Genomic DNA, 18,712 nt, shown 5'->3' with positions numbered 1-18,712 from the left:
ACGCTGTAACTACACCACCGCAACGACCGCAGACGTAGATTGCCCATACCCGCGCATTTCTCTGGTTGTGGTCTTTTGTCTCAAAAAAATCCCTATGCGATAGATTAGGTGTAGCGATCGCACAATGAGGGCAACGTGGCAACAAGAGTTGAGGTTCAAGCTTCGGCATAGATATCTCTCCGTTTTCCGAGGGAGTTAATCACCTGGGTCTAACACCACAATCCCCGTAAATGGTATTCGGTGCTTACAAAGACCAGAAACAATTATGATCAGATCCCTTGGGGTAAGGATATCCATGGGAAGCATCATCCCATTAAATTGGAAAGGATTAGCGCCGTAGACGAAATGTAGACACCCAGAAACAACAAAGCCCGCACAAGGCGGGCTAAGTGTTTGATATTAGTGGTGCCCGGAGGCGGAATCGAACCACCGACACGAGGATTTTCAATCCACTGCTCTACCGACTGAGCTATCCGGGCGACAACGGGGCGTTATTAAACCGGTTCGGAGCCCCCACGTCAAGAGCCGGGGCCCGAACTAGCCTTATTCTTCCGGAGGTACGAAGCCGTCAGCCTCGTCGGACTCCTCATTGTTGAAGAACGCCTCCATCTGCTCCTGCAGGTACTCCCGGGCCTTCGGGTCCAGCATGTTCAGGTGCTTCTCGTTGATCAGGCGGGTCTGGCGCGCCTGCCATTCCTCCCAGGCCTGCTTGGAGACGTTCTCGTAGATCTCCTGGCCCTTGGCGCCCGGCAGCGGCGCGAAGTCCAAGCCTTCCATGTCTTGCTGGTACTTGCGGCAGAAAACGGTTCGTGCCATTTGCGCGGCTCCTGGTTGCTTTGCGGATGCGCGGGGTTCAGCCCCGCATCATCTTGCGCAGCTTCTTCATGAATGTCTTCTTTTTCGGCGGATAGACACTGGGCTCGCCTTTCGGCCGTGTCTTGAAGCGGCGGTGTACCCAGAGGTACTGCTCAGGATAACGCCGGACCATCTTCTCAATCTCCTGGTTGAGACGGGTCGCGTTCTCCACCTCATCGTCGGTGGGGTAGTCCTCAAAGACCGGCGAGAAATGCACGCTGTAAACGCCATTACCGTCCCGGAACTGGCTCAGGAACAGCACCGTGGCGCCGGTCTCCCGGGCGATCCAGGCGGGCGTGGTGAGCGTGGCGGCCTGGACCCCGAAGAAGGGAGCGAAGACGCTGTAACGGGGGCCGAAATCCTGGTCGCAGCCGTACCAGACGATATTGCCTTCCTTGATGAAGTTGATCATCTGCCTCAGCTGGCGCTTGTTGAACGCCGCCCCGCTGAACTTGCGCCGGTTGCGCTCGATGACCGCATCAAACAGGGGGTTATTGTTGGGCCGGTACATGTGGTTGAAGTCGAACACGGCATCCGCGAAGGGCCCAGCAAAATCCAGAATGCTGAAATGGCCACCCAGCATGAGGATGCCCTTGCCACGACCGCGGGCTTCCTCGAGGTGCTCCTTGCCGTGCACCTCAAGCCGCTCAATGTGGGGTTTCATGTTCCCCCACCAGGCCTTGGGGCTCTCAACGTAGCCCTTGGTGGTGGCGATGATGCTTTCACGGACCAGTTTCTCCCGCTCTTTCGCGGACATTTCCGGGAAGCACAGTGAGATGTTCGTGCGGGCAATCGTGCGCCGCTCCGCGCCGATCAGGTAACTCAGCCAGCCCAGGCCCCGTCCGATCGCCTGCAGTACCGGAAGTGGCAAATAGGCGAGCATGCGCAGAACCCCGATCAGGATCCAGGTTGGCCAGTAGCGTGGATGGAGGAAACGCCGGTAATAGTACTTGGGATCAATAGGACGCACGAGTCTGCTCTTATACCGCCAACTAACAGTGATTGGCCAGAATACCGATTCGATGGCAAACGGTGAAGCACATTGGGTACAATCCGCACTTCACCATTGCTCTGGTTTTACGTTCCAGCCCGCAACGGAGGACAATCCGATGACGACCTACGCCGTCTGCGCACTCTATCGGTTCGTGCGCCTGGACGACTACGAACAGCTGCGTGAGCCGCTGCGCCAGTTCCTGCTGGAACAGGGCATCCGCGGCACCCTGCTGCTGGCCCGCGAGGGCATCAACGGCACCGTGGCCGGCTCCCACGATGCAATCGCCGCTCTCAAGGCACGCCTGGCCGAGGACCCGCGCTTCGACGGAATCGACTACAAGGATTCCGAGACGGACATCCAGCCATTCAACCGCACCAAGGTGAAGCTCAAGCGCGAGATCGTCACCATGGGCATGGACGGTATCGACCCGAAGCAGTCCGCCGGCACCTACGTGAAGCCCCATGAATGGAACCAGCTGCTTCAGGACCCGGAAGTCACGGTGATCGACACCCGTAATGAGTACGAGGTGGAGGTCGGCACCTTCCAGAACGCCATCAACCCCGGCACCGAGGCCTTCCGCCAATTCCCGGAGTACGCGGAAAAGAACCTGGACCCGCAGAAGCACCGCAAGATCGCAATGTTCTGCACCGGTGGCATTCGCTGCGAGAAGTCCACCGCCTATCTGAAGGAACAGGGCTTCGAGGAGGTCTATCACCTTGAAGGGGGCATCCTGCGCTACTTCGAGGAGATGCCGGAAGAGCAGTCACTGTGGAACGGCGAGTGTTTTGTCTTCGACGAGCGTGTGGCGGTGAACCAGAACCTGGAGCGCGGCCAGTACGACCAGTGCCACGCCTGCCGGCGCCCGATCACCGAGGACGACAAACAGTCACCGAAATACCAGCAGGGCATCAGCTGCCCCAAGTGCTACGATTCGCTGACCGAGGAACAGATGGCGCGCTTCGCGGAGCGTGAACGCCAGATCCGACTGGCAAAGGAACGCGGCGAGGCCCACGTGGGCGCCGAGGCGGCGGAGGTCATCGAGCAACGCCGCCAGGCCAAGCGCGCCAGGGATGAGGCCGGGGAAGGCTCTAGCTGAGAGCCTTCCATGCGGCTTCGAGCCGGTCCAGCGCCTCGTTCAGGTCCGGCATGGGAATGTTGAGCGGCGGCGCGAAGCGCAGCACCGTGCCGCCGGCCACCAGAACCAGCACACCGGCTTCCAGCGCTGCCGAAACAAAGGCCTTGGTATTCTCATCGTAGGGGGCGGCCAGTTCCGCTCCCATCAGCAGCCCCCTGCCTCGTACATCACGGAATAATCCCGTCTCCTCAGCCATGGCCTCGAGCCAGTCAGACAGCCGCTGCTGGCGTTTAGGCACACCGTCCAGCACCTCTTTGGTGTTCACCAACTCCAGTACACGGCGGGCCACAGCGCAGGCCAGCGGATTCCCTCCGTAGGTGGTGCCATGAGTACCGACCGTGAAACTGGCCGCGATGTCTGCCCGCGTCAGCATCGCGGATATCGGAAAGCCGTTCCCCAGCGCCTTGGCCGTGGTCAGGATGTCCGGCTCCACATGGTAATCCTGGTAGGCATAGAGACGCCCGGTGCGGCCCACGCCACACTGGACCTCATCAAAGATCAGCAGCAGCCCGTTGTCATCACAGATCCGGCGAAGCTCGCGCAGGAACCCGTAATCCGCCGGGCGCACACCGCCCTCCCCCTGAACAGGCTCCACCACAATGGCGCAGGTCCTATCCGAGATCTGCTCCTTTACCGACGCCGCATCATTGAACGTCGCATGCCGGACCCCTTCCGGCCCCGGACGGAACCCATCCAGATACTTCGGCTGCCCGCCGACAGCCACGGTGAACAGCGTCCGCCCATGGAAACTGCCATCAAAGGCAATGATCTCGTGCCGGCCGTCCCCATGATGATCCCAGCTGTAACGGCGAGCCAGCTTGAACGCCGCCTCATTCGCCTCCGCCCCGGAGTTCGCAAAAAACGCCTTCTCCGCAAAGGTGTTCTCGCACAGATACTGCCCAAGCTGCAGCGCCGGCTCATTGGTCATGACATTGCTCACATGCCAGATCTTCGCCGCCTGCTCCTGCAGCGCCGCCATCACACCTGGATGCGAATGCCCCAGAGCCGTCACCGCAATCCCTCCGGCCAGATCAATGTACTCATTCCCTTCCTGATCCCAGACACGGGCCCCCTCACCGCTCACCGGAATCACATCACCGGGGGCGTAGGTGGGGACCATGACTTCATCGAAGGTGGCTCGATTTACGGAGGAATTACTCATTCAGTCAGCTCTTAGTTCGGAAAATGTCCACTCACAGCGAATTGCAGAACACTTGGACGGAGTGGTGTTGGGACTGCTTCCCGGGAAGCTCTGGAGCCAGGGATGGCGGAAGAGCAGCCTACAGGGATGTACTCGTGGCGTTTCCCGGGAAGCAGTCCCAACACCACTCCCCGGCAACCACACTTCAGTCCTGATAATCAGAGGGCCAAACAACCTCCGGCCGCGGCACCCAAGGGCACTCAATAACCCGCAACCGATGCGAAGGCGCCATCACATACTTAACCAGCAGCTTGTACGAATCCAGATCAAACGCCAGCGGCTCACGCCCCGGCTCCAGATCCCGCAGCTCCGCCTCACTGTGAACCGTCGCAAGATGCGCCCAATTATAAAGCACATGGATATCCATTCTACCCATGGCCTCATTCGCCTCCACTACCCCGATCGCCCCCTCCCAGGGCCAGGTCGTCAACTGCATGCTGTGGAAGGCGATCTTCGTGCGCAGATTGTACCGGGTCACATCCTCTTCACCCTCACAGGCGCCCCGACACCGCCCCAACCGCCGCTGGAAGCACGGCCCCGGCCCGCTCTCAAGCCCCAGCAGCCGGTTGCACAGCTCATTCTTCTGGGCAATGCCCTGGAGCGCCTTCTGCGCATCCTTCTTGGAGCGGAACAGCCCGTGGTACTGATCCAGATTCGAGGGGTCGATCCGCCAGCTCAGCTCCGCCCCCAGATAACCGGCCTCTGTCTCTGAAAGCGCAATGCTCACCAGCCGCTTGGCCGCCCTCGAGCGCCGGTTGTACAGCGGCTTGAGCGTCTTGATCTGGTGCAGTTCCAGCAACAGCGCGCCAAGCTCCCCGGCCGTCTCCGTCCAGTCTACCCGCCGCATGCTCTGGGAAAGCTGAACGCCCCGGCTGCTGTTGTGATCCCCGGAGAAATGGGACGCCACCCGCTGGCGAATATTGGTGCTCTTGCCCACGTACAGAAGTACGTCATTCTCACCATAGAAACGGTAGACTCCGGGCGTATCCGGCAGCTCGTCCAGGATGTCCGGCGAGATATGGGAGGGGATACTCGGGCGCTTCAGCAAAGCCTGGATCGTCTCCGCCACAGGCTCCACGCCCTGCTCAGACCGGATCCGCTCAAAGAACTGGAACATGGACGCCACATCGCCCATGGCCCGGTGCCGCGGCCCCGGATCCAGCCCGTGGCGTTCGATCAGGGCATCCATGTTGTGGCGCCGGTATTCCGGGTACAGCCGGCGGGAGAGTTTCACCGTGCACAGCACCGGCGCCGCAAAGGCCTTCCCCAGCCGCCGGAACTCCGCCTTGATGAAGCCGTAATCAAAGCGCGCGTTATGCGCCACGAAGACCGCATCACCCACCTTCTCACGGAAGATCTCCGCCACCTCGTCAAAACGCGGCGCATCCACCACCATGGCATTGGTGATGCCGGTCAGGGACTCGATGTAGTGCGGAATGGTCTGCTCCGGATTCACCAGCGTCTGCCATTCCTCTATGACCTCGCCGTCTTCCCAGAGACGCAGGCCAATCTCGGTGACGCGGTCACCCGAGGCACTTCCTCCCGTGGTCTCAAGATCGATAAAGGCAAGCTTCATAAGCCGACATCCTGATTCATATGCCCCGACCTACGTGATAGTCCCTGCGCAGGATCTTCCGGCTTCACGCTGCAACACCAACCTCACAGGTTGTCGAAACCATGAAGAGAACCGCATAACGTTATCCATAAAACCCATTTTGATAAAAATCACTGTTTATATATCCTAATGGTCATCCACCCAACCCGCAGGAGGACATTCCATGACCCTCAGAATCGGACAGACAGCACCGGACTTCACCGCCCAGACCACCGAAGGCCAGATCAACTTTCACGAGTGGATCGGCGACAGCTGGGCCATCATCTTCTCTCACCCGAAGGACTTCACACCGGTCTGCACCACCGAGCTGGGCTACATGGCCAAGCTGAAGCCCGAGTTCGACAAGCGCAACACCAAGATCATCGGCCTTTCCGTTGACCCGGTCGACAATCACGCCAGCTGGGCAAAGGACATCGAGGAAACCCAGGGTTGTGCACCGAACTACCCCATGATCGGTGACACCGACCTGAACGTTGCCCAGAAGTACGACATGCTGCCGGCGGACGAGGAAGGCGAAGCCGAAGGCCGCACACCGGCGGACAACGCCACCGTGCGCTCCGTGTTCATCATCGGGCCGGACAAGAAGATCAAGGCCATGCTCACCTACCCGATGACCTCCGGCCGGAACTTTGACGAAGTCCTGCGCCTGCTGGACTCCTGCCAGCTGACCGCCAAGGAAACCGTTGCCACGCCGGTTAACTGGAAGCACGGCGAAGACGTGATCATCCCGCCGAGCGTCAGCGACGAGGAAGCGCAGAAGAAGTACCCGGAAGGCTACGTCACGCACAAGCCTTACCTGCGGACGGTCAAGCAGCCGAAGTAACCAGTCCGGCGGCACGACACAAAAAACCCGGCTTACGAGCCGGGTTTTTTATTGAATACAAGCATCAAGCTAGCAAGGAGAGTACGGCAGGGCTTCCCGTCCAGCCCTGCCGCACTCTCCGCCCCGGTCTAAGGTTTACTCCGTAGCCAACGCTTCATGGAACATCGCCGGCGTCCGCTCCGCCTCGACGATCCCGGCACGCACCAGGAAATCCCCAAAGTACTCCCCGGCCTCCCGCTCAGCCGCATACCGCTCCAGCATCGGATCGAGGATCCCCAGAATGGTCGCCTCATCGATGTTTTCACGGTAGAGCCGATTCATGCGCTCACCCTTATGGTCCGCCCCCAGGTACAGGTTGTACTTGCCCAGCGCCTTGCCGGTCAGGCCGATCTCACCCAGGTAGGGCCGCGCGCAGCCGTTCGGGCAACCGGTCACCCGTACGTTGAGCGCCTGATCCGACAGTCCGTGCTTGGCCATAAGCTCATCCAGCTTTTCCACCAGCGTCGGCAGGTAGCGCTCGGACTCCGCCATGGCCAGGGCACAGGTCGGGAAGGCCACGCAGGACATCGCATTGCGGGCCAGCGGCGTGGCTTTAGTGCCATCACGCAGACCGTACTGATCCACCAGGCGCTGGATGGTGTCCTTCTGCTCCGGGGTAACGTTAGCCAGCACCAGGTTCTGGTTACAGGTAATACGGAACTCACCCGTATGCACTTTGGCGATTTCACGCAGGCCAGTACGCAGCGGGTAACCATCCCAGTCTGCGATCCGGCCACTGTCGATGTGCAGTGTCAGGTGGCTGTTGCCGTTCTCACCTTCGACCCAGCCAAAGCGGTCACCGTTGTGATCGAACTCATAGGGCCGCGCCTCTTCCATCGGCTGACCGTGGTACTCGGTGAACTTCTCACGGAGCCAGTCCAGGCCATGGTCATCAATGGTGTACTTGAAGCGCGCGTGGGAACGGTTGGTGCGCATGCCATGGTCGCGCTGGATGGCGGTGATCGCCACGCAGGCATCCGCCGCCTGGTCCGCCGGCACAAAACCGGCGACTGTGCCCAGGCGCGGATAGGTCTCGGGCTCGCCGTAAGTGGTGCCCATGCCGCCGCCCACAGCGATGTTGAAGCCACGCAGCTCGCCGCCTTCAACAATGGCGATCAGGCCAATGTCGTTGGCGAAGACGTCCGCGTCGTTCTCCGGCGGAACCGCCAGCGCAATCTTGAACTTACGCGGCAGGTAGTAGTAGCTGTAGAAGGGCTCTTCCTCTTCGCCCACACGGTGCACGCACTCCTCGCCCAGCCAGATCTCGGCGTAGGCACTGGAGCGCCACATCAGGCGCTCACTGATTTCATCGGAGAGCCGGTGAATCTCCGCATGGAGCTGCGACTCGTGCGGGTTCACGTTGGAAACCACGTTGCGGTTCACATCACCGCAGGCACCCTTGGAATCAATCCCCAGGGCGTTCACCCGCTGCATCAGGGTGCGCATCTTGTTCTTGAACACGCCATGGAACTGGAACGTCTGGCGCGTGGTCAGCCGCAGTGTATGGTTGGCGCACTCATCGGCCACCTCATCCAGGCCCAGCCACTGGGTTGGTGTGAGCACCCCGCCCGGCAGACGCAGACGCACCATGTGCATGTACAGCGGTTCCAGCTTCTGTTTGCGGCGCTCGTCGCGCACGTCGCGGTCGTCCTGCTGGTAACTGCCGTGGAACTTGGTCAGCTTGGTGTCCGCTTCCGCGATGGCACCCGTGGCCTCATCCGCCAGGCTCTCCGCAATGGTGCCACGCAGGTAGCGACTCTCGCGCTTGATGATCTCGGCTTCTGGGAGTTTATCGGCCATCAGTACACATCCCGTTGGTAACGTTTCTCGCGGGCAAGATCCCGCAGGTATTCGGTGGCCTCATCACGGCTCTTGTTGCCTTCATGGGCAATCACGTCGATCAGGGCCTCGTTCACGTCCGGTGCCATGGCATCCGCATCGCCACAGACGTAGAGGTAGGCGCCGTCCTGCAGCCAGCTCCAGAGCTCCGTGGCGTAGTCCCGGATCCGGTTCTGGACATACACCTTCTCCTCCTGGTCCCGGGAAAAGGCCACGGTGAGGTGATCCAGCAGCCCCTGTCGGCGCCATGTCAGCCACTCGCTCTGATAGAGGAAATCCATGTGGAAGTGCTGCTCACCGAAGAACAGCCAGTTCCGCCCCCGGGCGCCACGTTCCTCGCGCTCCTGCATGAACGCCCGGAAGGGCGCCACGCCGGTTCCCGGCCCGATCATGATGACAGGCGCATCATCATCTTCCGGCAGCTTGAAGTTCTTGTTCGGATCAATATACACCGGAACCGTGGCGTCGTCCTCAAGCCGGTCCGACAGCCAGGTGGAGGCAACGCCCTCCCGTTCCCGGTTATGGGATTCGTAACGCACCGCCGCCACGGTCATGTGGACCTCTTCATCCACCGCCGCCTGACTGGAGGCGATGGAATAGAGACGGGGTGGCAGCTTGCGCAGCATGCCTGTAAGAGTGTCCGCCCCAAGCCCTTCCGCCGGCCAGGTTTCAATCAGATCCAGCAGATCACGGCCACGCATCCAGTCCGTCAGTCCCGCCTGGTCGCCCACCAGCTTCTGCAGTTCCGCATCCCCGCAGTAAGCCGCCCACTGTTCCATCAGCGGCTTCGTGAGCACGGTGATCTCACGGTAATGCATCAGGGCCTTGGACAGAGTGGTCTGGGTCTCGCCCAGTGAGACGGTCTCTTCCGGGTCCAGCCCCAGTTTTTCAATGATGGCTGCCACCAGGTTGGGGTTGTTCTGGGGGTAGATGCCCACGGCGTCGCCGGGCCTGTAGGTCAACCCGGAATCCTCCAGGGAGAGCTCAATGTGGCGCGTCTCCTTGTTGGAGCCACGGCCGTTGAGCACCAGGTTCTCAAGCACCGGCGCCGGGAAGGGATTCTTGCGGTCGTACTGGGACTTGCCGGGCGCTCCGCCCGCACTCTGCCCACTGCCAGCGGAGACTGCCGCACCCGCCTTCGCCTCGATGGCATCCAGCATGGCCGTCACCCAGGTCTCTGCCGGGTCATCGTAGTCGACGTCGCAATCCACCCGTTCAACCAGCTGGCTGGCACCCAGCTCCGCAAAGCGCGCATCAAAGTCCTTGCCGGTCTGGCAGAAATGCTCGTAGCTGGTGTCGCCCAGCGCCAGCACGCCGTAATGGACGCCCTTGAGCCCGGGGGCCTTGCGGCTGTGTATGAACTCGTGGAAGTCCAGGGCGCCGTCCGGCGGGTCGCCTTCGCCATGAGTCGACGCCAACACGGCCACGAAGCTCTCGCTCTTGAGCTGGCGGGGTTTGTAATCCGCCATATCCACGACCGAGGCCTTGATGCCCCGGGCACTGGCCTGCTCGCCGAGCATCTCGGCCACACCCTCGGCATTGCCGGTCTGGGAGCCGTAGAGCACGGTCAGTGAGGGCGCTTCCACGCTGGCCACCGCAGCGGCCCCACCGGCGGAGGGCTGGCCGGTCTGGGCGGCACGCCAGCCGGCCAGATACCCGGAGAGCCAGTCAATCTGGTGACCTTCGAGGTTACCCAGCACGTCATTGAGCTGTCGGGCCTGCTCGTCGGTCAGGGGTGAGTTGCTTGATGATAGAGTCATCAGGAATAAGCACCTGTTTTCCAATAGCACGATGGCCTAAAGGATAACAGGCAGAGGTTATCGCTTTAACCCATTTATCACTCTTTGCTTATGGGTTTTGCCGATATCAGATAATGGCTTACTAGGTGAACGCAAAAAGCCGGCCTGCGCCACACTGGCACAGCCACAGTAACGGTTGCCCCGAGACGGGGCGGTAACCACGCTTACTGGATGTCCGCCCCGACCCGGACAATTTTCATCGTGTTCGTGCCCCCCTGGGCATTCACGTAGTCGCCCTTGGTGATCACCACACGATCCCCCTCTGCCACCACGCCCCAGCGCACCAATTGTTGAACCGCCAAAGCGTTCGTCTTCTCATTGGGAATCTCGAAGGCATCAAAGGGAACCGTCTGAACCCCGCGCAACAGGGCCACGCGATGCTGTGTGGCATGGTGTCGCGAAAAGGCGAAGATGGGCAGGCTGGACTTGATCCGGGACATCAACCTGGGTGTTGCCCCCGACTCCGTCATACAGATAATGGCTGTAACGCCTTCTAGATGATTGGCCGCATACATGGCGGATAATGCCACCGCCTCGTCCACATGCGCCATGGCTTCATGGATACGGTGCTGGGACTGACCCATGGTGGGATGCTTTTCAGCGCCCAGGCAGATCCGCACCATCGATTTCACTGCCTCCACAGGATAGTCGCCCACCGCTGTCTCAGCAGAAAGCATGACGGCATCGGTGTAGTCCATCACCGCGTTGGCCACGTCGGAAACCTCCGCACGGGTCGGCATGGGACTGGTAATCATGGACTCCATCATCTGGGTGGCGGTGATGACACCGCGGTTCAGCACCCGGGCGCGATGGATGATGTGCTTCTGAACACCGACCAACTCAGCATCACCGATCTCCACCGCAAGATCGCCCCTCGCCACCATGACCACGTCGGATGCCTCAATGACCGCATCCAGGGCGGCCTCATCATGGGCCAGTTCGGCACGCTCAATTTTAGCAACCACCCCCGCATCAGAGCCGGCCTCTTTCAAAAGCCGGCGCGCCGTATGCAAGTCCTCGCCACTGCGCACGAAGGACACCGCCACGTAGTCGGCCCCCAATCGGGCGGCCGTCACAATATCCTCTCTGTCTTTAGCCGTAAGCGCATTAGCGGACAACCCACCGCCACGCTTGTTCAGTCCCTTGTTGTCGGAAAGAACACCGCCAACCAGAACCCGGGAAGTGATGCTGTTATCGCCCACCGACACCACCTCCATTTCGATGGCGCCATCATCCAGGACCAGAACGTCCCCCGGCGTCACGTCATCAACCAACTGTTCATAATCGATGCCCACCTGCTCGTTGGTGCCGGCATCCTTCGCCAGGGTGGCGTCCAGCACGAACGACTGGCCGGCTTTCAGGGTTACCTTGTTCTCCCTGAACCCCGAAATCCGCAGCTTCGGGCCCTGGAGATCCGCCAGCAGCGCGACAAAACGCTGCTGGGCAGAAGCGGCTTCCCTGACCCGCTTGGCCCGATTGATATGTTCCTGAGCACTGCCATGGGAGAAGTTGAGCCGCGTCGCATCAACCCCCGCCCGTATAATCGCGGCAATCGATTCGGCCGAGTCCGTGGACGGGCCGAGCGTTGAAACTATTTTGGTTCGCCTGAGCATTGAGTTGGTCCTATGATTACCCGGGGATCACGTGCCCCATTCAGTGTCGTACTTGGCCCTTACTGTAACGTGCCTGCCACTGGCATGGGTATCGCGGGCGCCCAATCGCGGCATAAAGGCTGGATTGATGATCACCCAGGTGACGGCGGCGGGTCTGGCAAGCGAAAATATGGCGCTTTTGCGTCCCCACAGTGTGGACTGCAAGTACGTACCCCCAGGAGCCTGTTTAATGAACGCCGTTGTCCTGGCCATCCTTGTGATGGTTTCCCTGAGTCTTGCCCGTGTTTCCGTTGTCTTCGCCCTCATCGTGGCCACCCTGGTGGGCGGTCTTTGGGCAGGCATGCCTATTAACGAGATCCTGAGCGCATTCAATGACGGACTGGGTGGGGGCGCCAAGGTGGCCCTTTCCTACGCCGTTCTTGGGGCCTTTGCCGTGGCTCTTTCCCGTTCCGGGATCACCCAGCTGCTGTCGCGCAAGGCGATTGAGAGGCTGCATCTTGATGGAGGAATTCCACACCGCCAGCGCATCATCCTGATGGTGCTGGGAGTCCTGCTCGCCGCAGCTGTAAGCTCACAGAACCTGATCCCCGTGCATATCGCCTTCATTCCGGTTCTGGTTCCCCCGCTGCTGAAATTCATGAATCACCTGCAGCTCGACCGCCGTGCGGCGGCCTGTGTCATTACCTTCGGTATCACCGCTCCCTATATGCTGTTACCAGTGGGCTTTGGCTCCATCTTCCTTCACGACCTGCTGCTCGCAAACATCAACGAGAGCGGCGCGGACATGGGACTGGCGGTGACCGAGGATATGGTACCGCTGGCCATGGGCATCCCCATCAGCGGCATGGCCATCGGTCTAGTCGTGGCGGTGTTATTCAGTTATCGCAGCCAACGCACCTATGAAGACCGCGACCTTGCCCACGGGGATGAGACGCCAGAGGAAGCGGCCAGCCACCTGAAGCTTTGGCAGAAGGGGGTATTGGCGCTATCACTCATCGGCACAGTCACCGTTCAGCTGCTCAGTGGTTCCATGGTTGTTGGCGGTATCTTCGGCTTTGCGATCCTGTCGGTGAGTGGTGTTTTCCACTGGCGCGAGCAGGATACGGTCTTTACCGAAGGAATGCGGATGATGGCACTGGTGGGGTTCATCATGATTTCCGCTTCCGGCTTCGCCAGTGTCATGGAGGCCAGTGGCGCCATTCAATCACTGGTGACCAGCTCCACGGATATCATAGGTAACAACCCCGGACTGGCCGCCCTGGTCATGCTGGCAGTGGGTCTGTTTATTACCATGGGGATCGGCTCATCTTTCTCAACGATCCCGATCATTTCATCGCTCTATGTGCCGCTGGCACTGAACTTCGGTTTCTCCCCCATGGCCACTGTGGCACTGGTTGGAACGGCAGCCGCGTTGGGGGACGCAGGCTCACCGGCATCCGATTCCACCCTGGGCCCAACGGCGGGCCTGAACGCCGACGGCCAACACGACCACATCTGGGACAGCGTGGTCCCAACCTTTATTCACTACAATATCCCGCTGATTGTCTTCGGCTGGATTGCAGCCATGACGCTCTAGCGCTCAATGAAGCGCCTGGCCTGCAATGCGGGCCAGGCTAATCCACCTACATAATCAACTCACGCAGATCGCCCAGAACGCTCGACAACAAAGCACTGAAGCGGGCTGCATCCGCCCCGTTGATGGCCCGGTGGTCGTAGGACAGCGACAGCGGCAGCATCAACCGTGGCTGGAACTGGGTGCCATCCCAGACCGGCTCCATAGAGGCTTTTGAGGCGCCAAGAATCGCCACTTCGGGCGAGTTCACGATCGGCGTGAAAGCGGTACCCCCTATTCCCCCCAGGCTGGTGATGGTGAAGCAGGCACCGCTCATGTCGTTGTTGGTGAGCTTCTTGTCCCGAGCCTTGCCGGCCAGCTCCTGGGCTTCTTCCGCGAGCTGCCAGATACTTTTGCGATCCACATCCCGGATCACCGGCACCACCAGCCCATTGGGTGTATCCACTGCGATGCCGATGTGGCAGTAGTGCTTCTGGATGATCTGCTCGTTCGCCATATCCAGTGACACGTTGAACTGCGGATAGGTGGTGAGCGCATGGGCACAGGCCTTCATCAGGAAAGGCAGCAGCGTCATTTTCACGCCCCGCTTTTCGCCCTCGGTCTTGTGATCCTTGCGGAAGGCTTCCAGATCGGTGATATCGGCCTTCTCGAACTGGGTGACGTGCGGCACGTTGAGCCAGCTGCGATGCATGCCCTGTGCGGTCAGCCGCTGGATCTTGGTCATGGACTGGCGCTCGACCTCGCCGAACTGGCTGAAGTCGGGCAGTGGCACCTCTGGAATACCGGCACCACCACCGGCAGGCTTGCTGCCACCGGACTGAAGCTGGTTGCGCACCCAGGACTGGACGTCTTCCTTGAGAATGCGCCCCTTGGGTCCGCTGCCCTTGATCTGTTGCAGGTCCGCCCCGAACTCGCGTGCGATGCGGCGTACGGCGGGACCGGCGTGGACGCGTTTGCCGGAGGGCTCAGCGGTAGAGGGTGGTTCGGGGCTCGGGGCCGGACTGGAGGCTGCTTGCTGGCTGCCAGCGTTATCGCGAGCGGAGCTCGCTCCTACAGTGTCTTCCTGCGCCGCGCTCTCTACTGCGCCTTGCGCCTTGCTGCCTGTGCCTTGTTCCCCGCTTCTCGCTCCTTCGTCCCCGGAGCCCGCCACCTCCATCGTCCCGACGACATCGCCTTCCTTCAGGGAGTCGCCTTCTTTCACGTCGAGGCGGGTGATCTTTCCGGTGGCGGGAGACGGCATTTCGACGGTGGCCTTGTCGGATTCCAGCTCCAGCAGGGGATCCTCGGCATTCACCGAATCACCCACGCTGACGAGCACGCTGACGATCTCCACCGAGTCCGCACCGCCGAGTTCTGGGACCCGGATGGTCTGCTCGCCGCCGGAAGCTCCAGCATCTGCGTTCTGGGGCTCATCGCCATCGCGAGCGGAGCTCGCTCCTACAGATGCGTCATCGTCTCCTGCCGATTCCGCGTCACCGCCGGCCTGCTCGCTGTCGCCTGAGTCGCCGCCCTCGGCGGTATCCATCATGCCTACGAGATCCCCTTCCTTGAGGGAATCGCCTTCCTTCACATCCAGGCGGGTGATCTTTCCGGCCGCGGGTGCCGGCAGCTCAACAGTGGCCTTGTCGGATTCCAGCTCCAGCAGTGGATCCTCGGTGTTCACCGAATCGCCCACACTGACCAGAACCCCTACAATCTCAACCGATTCCGCACCGCCCAGCTCGGGAACCCGGATTTCCTGTTCACTCATAGTGCCGTGCCTCCTTCTGCCGCCGGATCAGGTGGACGCTGGATTGGGTTTGTCGCCATCGATGCCGTACTGGTTCATGGCCTCGATAACAGTGGCCTGCTCCACGGTGCCTTCCTCAGCCAGCGCGTTCAGCGCGGCCGTAACCACGTGGTAGCGGTCCACCTCGAAGAAGGATCGCAGGTTCCAGCGGGTATCGGAGCGTCCGAAGCCATCGGTGCCAAGCACATGGTAGGAGGCCGGCACAAAGGCACGGATCTGCTCGGACTGCAGCCGGATATAGTCCGTGGAGGCAATCACCGGCCCCTTCTGATCCTTGAGCTGGTCATGCACCCAGGAGGTGCGGTTTTTCTTGTCCGGGTGGAGGCGGTTCCAGCGCGCTACGTGCTGGCCGTCACGGGCCAGCTCGCCGAAGCTGGTCACGCTCCACACGTCCGAGCCCACCTTGAACTCCTCCTTCAGCATCTGCGCGGCCGCCCTCACCTCGTTGAGGATGGCGCCGCTGCCCAGCAGCTGGACCCGGAGCGCCTTGTCCTTCGCCTTGCCCGCGACATTCACGGCTTCCAGCTGGTACAGCCCCCGGATGATGCCTTCTTCCGCGCCCTTTGGCATGGGCGGGTGCTGGTAGTTCTCGTTGAGCAGCGTGATGTAGTAGTAGATGCTTTCGTTTTCCTGGTACATCCGCCGCATGCCTTCCTGAATGATCACGGCCACCTCATAGGCGAACGCCGGATCGTAGGTCAGGCAGTTGGGGACCACGTTGTGCAGGACCAGCCCGTGGCCGTCCTGGTGCTGGAGGCCCTCGCCGTTGAGGGTGGTCCGCCCGGAGGTGCCGCCCAGCAGGAAGCCGCGGGCACGCATGTCGCCGGCGGCCCAGCACAGATCGCCCACCCGCTGGTAGCCGAACATGGAGTAGAAAATGTAGAACGGCAGCAGCGGGTAGTCGTGGTTGCTGTAGGCGCTCGCCGCGGCGATCCAGGCGGACATCGCACCCGCCTCGTTGATGCCTTCCTGCAGGATCTGGCCTTTCTTGTCCTCCCGGTAGTACATGATCTGGTCCCGGTCCTCGGGCGTGTACTTCTGGCCCTCGGAGGTGTAGATCCCGGTCTGGCGGAACAGCCCCTCAATCCCAAAGGTCCGGGCCTCGTCCGGCACGATGGGCACCACGCGCTGGCCGACCTGCTTGTCCTTGAGCAGGATGGTGAGCATGCGCACGAACGCCATGGTCGTGGACATCTCTTTTTCACCGGTGCCTTCGAGCAGCTTGTCGAAGGTCTTGAGCTCCGGGATCTTGAGCGGACGGGCATCACGGCGCCGGCGTGGCAGATGGCCGCCGAGATCGCGCCGGCGTTTCTGCATGTACTGCATCTCGGGGCTGTCCGCCGCCGGGCGGTAGTACGGGAGATTGTCGAGCTCGTCGTCGTTCACCGGCACGCCGAAGCGATCCCGGAACGCCTTGAGCCCCTCCTTATCCAGTTTCTTCACCTGGTGGGCGATGTTCTGCGCCTCCGCGCCCTTGCCGAAGCCATAGCCCTTGATGGTGTGGGCCAGGATGACCGTGGGCTGGCCCTTGTTGGTCACCGCCTCGTTGTAGGCGGCGTAGACCTTGTAGGGGTCGTGGCCGCCGCGGTTGAGCGCCAGGATGTCGTCGTCGGTCAGCTCCCTGGCGAACTCGGCCAGCTCCGGGCTCTGCCCGAAGAAGTGCTTGCGGGTGTAGGCCGGGCCCTGGCTCAGGTAGTTCTGGAGTTCGCCGTCGCAGGTGCGGTCCAGCGCCTCCTGCAGCACCCCCTCGGTGTCCTTCTCGAACAGGGTGTCCCAGTGGCGGCCCCAGACCACCTTGAGCACGTTCCAGCCGGCACCGCGGAAGATGCCCTCCAGCTCCTGGATGATCTTGCCGTTGCCGCGCACGGGGCCGTCGAGGCGCTGCAGGTTGCAGTTGACCACGAAGATGAGGTTGTCCAGGTTCTCGCGCCCGGCCAGGCCGATGGCGCCCAGGGTCTCAGGCTCGTCGCATTCGCCGTCGCCCACGAAGCACCAGACCTTGCGGTCGCCACTTTCCACCAGCTCCCGGTTGTGGAGGTACTTCATGATGTGGGCCTGGTAGATGGCCTGGATCGGGCCCAGCCCCATGGAAACGGTCGGGAACTGCCAGTAGTCCGGCATCAGCCAGGGGTGAGGATAGGAGGAGATGCCGTTCTCGAGGGTGTCCTGACGATAGTGGTCGAGCTGCTCCTGGCTGAGCCGCCCTTCCAGAAAGGAGCGGGCGTAGATGCCCGGGGCGGCGTGGCCCTGGAAATAGATCAGGTCCGGTTCGCGCTTGTCATCGCCACCGTGGAAGAAATAGTTGAAGCCCACGTCGTAGAGGGTCGCGGCCGAGGAAAAGGTGGAAATGTGGCCGCCCAGATCACCGGGCTTCAGGTTGGCGCGCATCACCATGACCAGCGCGTTCCAGCGGATCAGCGAGCGGATGCGGCGCTCCATGAACATATCACCCGGCATGCGGGCCTCATCCGTGGGCTGGATGCTGTTGCGGAAGGGCGTGGTGATGGCGTAGGGCATGGGCGTGCCCGCGCGGGTCGCCCTGTCCGAGAGTTTCGAAAGCAGGTACTCCGCCCTCTCAACCCCCTCGTACTCGATAACCGATTCCAGTGCCTCCAGCCATTCCCGGGTTTCGACCGGATCCTCGTCTTCGCGCATCAGGGCCCTCCTGCATCGTGTCTATCGTGACGTGCTTCACATGACACTAACATAGTTCATGAAAAAGGGATTGCGCGTAATTGGTCACAGCTCAGTAACGGATATCCCTCACGACGGCGAACAAAATTTGACCTTTCTTAACGAAACATTACACTTTGTATAGACACCTTCTTCCACGGATCCGGAGCTCCGCCATGAAAACGGGACCCCAAACCCTCGCGGCCGCCCTGCTCAGCACCTTCATGGCCAGCTCCATCCAGGCGGTGGAACTGATGGATGAGTCAGCACTGGGTGGCGTCCATATCAACGCCGGTAATGTCCTCAACGTTGTCGGGCCAACGGCTGCCGGTGGCGAGATGCCCCCCATCCAGCAGACCGCAGGGGAACAGGCCAGCGTCAGCATGGCGCTGGGGCTGATGACCACTGAATCCAATCGCCCCTCCCGCCGGGTGGAGGATGAGCGGAACATTCTGTCGCTGGTATTCCCGGAACCGGAGTTCTCAATCCCACGCCGGCGGTCAATCCCGAGCCCGGCCAGCGACGGCCAAACCCTGATCGTGATCAACCCGCCGGAATACCGGGTCCAGAGTTTCATCGAGACCGTTCAGGGGCGGCCCGTGGTCAATACAGACTTTGATGTGCGGGTTCAGGAGATCCAGTGGCAGGGGGTCCGGTTCCCGAAGCAGGCCATTTCCCGGGATGGGTTCAATCAGACCCTGTACGGGTTGGAGTTCACTGGCTCGGGGCGCATGATGCGCAGCACCGACTGAGCAGGGGCCGCC

At 61.3% G+C, this 18,712-nt stretch carries 13 protein-coding genes and 1 tRNA gene; 4 read left to right on the top strand and 10 right to left on the bottom strand.

Features of this window, described 5'->3' with window-relative positions; genetic code table 11:
- Window positions 1-403 precede the first annotated feature (403 nt).
- From F3089_RS06655 to lpxL, 3 genes are all read right to left on the bottom strand, one after another.
- Window positions 404-479 (bottom strand) — tRNA-Phe (locus F3089_RS06655).
- A 64-nt stretch (window positions 480-543) separates the two neighbouring features.
- On the bottom strand, window positions 544-816 hold the full coding sequence (locus F3089_RS06650; RefSeq protein WP_151440027.1) for an oxidative damage protection protein: 273 nt from the start codon (window positions 814-816) through the stop codon (window positions 544-546).
- A 37-nt stretch (window positions 817-853) separates the two neighbouring features.
- Window positions 854-1,825, bottom strand: coding sequence for an LpxL/LpxP family Kdo(2)-lipid IV(A) lauroyl/palmitoleoyl acyltransferase (gene lpxL, locus F3089_RS06645; protein WP_192497285.1), 972 nt, complete (start codon window positions 1,823-1,825; stop codon window positions 854-856).
- 139 nt (window positions 1,826-1,964) lie between these two features.
- Here lpxL and trhO point away from each other — a divergent pair, with 139 nt between their 5' ends.
- Window positions 1,965-2,945, top strand: coding sequence for an oxygen-dependent tRNA uridine(34) hydroxylase TrhO (gene trhO / locus F3089_RS06640; protein WP_151440025.1), 981 nt, complete (start codon window positions 1,965-1,967; stop codon window positions 2,943-2,945).
- On the opposite strand, the gene F3089_RS06635 is transcribed toward trhO, so the two are convergent.
- Together F3089_RS06635 and F3089_RS06630 are read right to left on the bottom strand one after the other, a co-directional pair.
- Entirely contained in the window at window positions 2,938-4,146 is a 1,209-nt protein-coding gene (locus F3089_RS06635; RefSeq protein WP_151440024.1) for an acetylornithine/succinyldiaminopimelate transaminase, read from the bottom strand. The genes trhO and F3089_RS06635 overlap by 8 nt on opposite strands.
- Window positions 4,147-4,330: 184 nt before the next feature.
- Window positions 4,331-5,761, bottom strand: coding sequence for an exonuclease domain-containing protein (locus tag F3089_RS06630; protein WP_151440023.1), 1,431 nt, complete (start codon window positions 5,759-5,761; stop codon window positions 4,331-4,333).
- Between the two features lie 202 nt (window positions 5,762-5,963).
- Between F3089_RS06630 and F3089_RS06625 the strand changes: the two genes are divergently transcribed.
- Entirely contained in the window at window positions 5,964-6,623 is a 660-nt protein-coding gene (locus F3089_RS06625) for a peroxiredoxin (protein WP_151440022.1), read from the top strand.
- Between the two features lie 135 nt (window positions 6,624-6,758).
- On the opposite strand, the gene cysI is transcribed toward F3089_RS06625, so the two are convergent.
- The 3 genes from cysI to pyk form a co-directional block, all read right to left on the bottom strand.
- Complete coding sequence (cysI, locus tag F3089_RS06620) at window positions 6,759-8,462, bottom strand: assimilatory sulfite reductase (NADPH) hemoprotein subunit (protein WP_151440021.1); 1,704 nt, start codon at window positions 8,460-8,462, stop codon at window positions 6,759-6,761.
- The gene (locus F3089_RS06615) at window positions 8,462-10,261 is read right to left on the bottom strand and encodes an assimilatory sulfite reductase (NADPH) flavoprotein subunit (protein WP_151440020.1); all 1,800 of its coding nucleotides are present in this window, start codon (window positions 10,259-10,261) and stop codon (window positions 8,462-8,464) included. Before F3089_RS06615 ends, cysI begins: the two co-directional genes overlap by 1 nt.
- Window positions 10,262-10,464: 203 nt before the next feature.
- Window positions 10,465-11,913, bottom strand: a complete 1,449-nt coding sequence (gene pyk / locus F3089_RS06610) for a pyruvate kinase (protein WP_151440019.1) — start codon at window positions 11,911-11,913, stop codon at window positions 10,465-10,467.
- 229 nt (window positions 11,914-12,142) lie between these two features.
- Here pyk and F3089_RS06605 point away from each other — a divergent pair, with 229 nt between their 5' ends.
- On the top strand, window positions 12,143-13,489 hold the full coding sequence (locus F3089_RS06605; RefSeq protein WP_151440018.1) for a Na+/H+ antiporter family protein: 1,347 nt from the start codon (window positions 12,143-12,145) through the stop codon (window positions 13,487-13,489).
- 46 nt (window positions 13,490-13,535) lie between these two features.
- On the opposite strand, the gene aceF is transcribed toward F3089_RS06605, so the two are convergent.
- Both aceF and aceE read right to left on the bottom strand, forming a co-directional pair.
- Window positions 13,536-15,236, bottom strand: coding sequence for a dihydrolipoyllysine-residue acetyltransferase (gene aceF / locus F3089_RS06600; protein ID WP_151440017.1), 1,701 nt, complete (start codon window positions 15,234-15,236; stop codon window positions 13,536-13,538).
- 27 nt (window positions 15,237-15,263) lie between these two features.
- Window positions 15,264-17,930, bottom strand: a complete 2,667-nt coding sequence (gene aceE / locus F3089_RS06595) for a pyruvate dehydrogenase (acetyl-transferring), homodimeric type (protein WP_151440016.1) — start codon at window positions 17,928-17,930, stop codon at window positions 15,264-15,266.
- Window positions 17,931-18,124: 194 nt separating this feature from the next.
- Between aceE and F3089_RS06590 the strand changes: the two genes are divergently transcribed.
- Window positions 18,125-18,700: a hypothetical protein gene (locus tag F3089_RS06590; RefSeq protein WP_151440015.1), complete on the top strand. Its 576-nt coding sequence runs from the start codon at window positions 18,125-18,127 to the stop codon at window positions 18,698-18,700.
- Window positions 18,701-18,712: the final 12 nt, after the last annotated feature.

It is taken from the genome of Halospina sp. K52047b (assembly GCF_008709855.1).
GTDB classification, from domain to species: Bacteria; Pseudomonadota; Gammaproteobacteria; order Pseudomonadales; family Oleiphilaceae; genus Halospina; species Halospina utahensis_B.
This window is presented reverse-complemented; position numbering and strand designations above follow the sequence as displayed.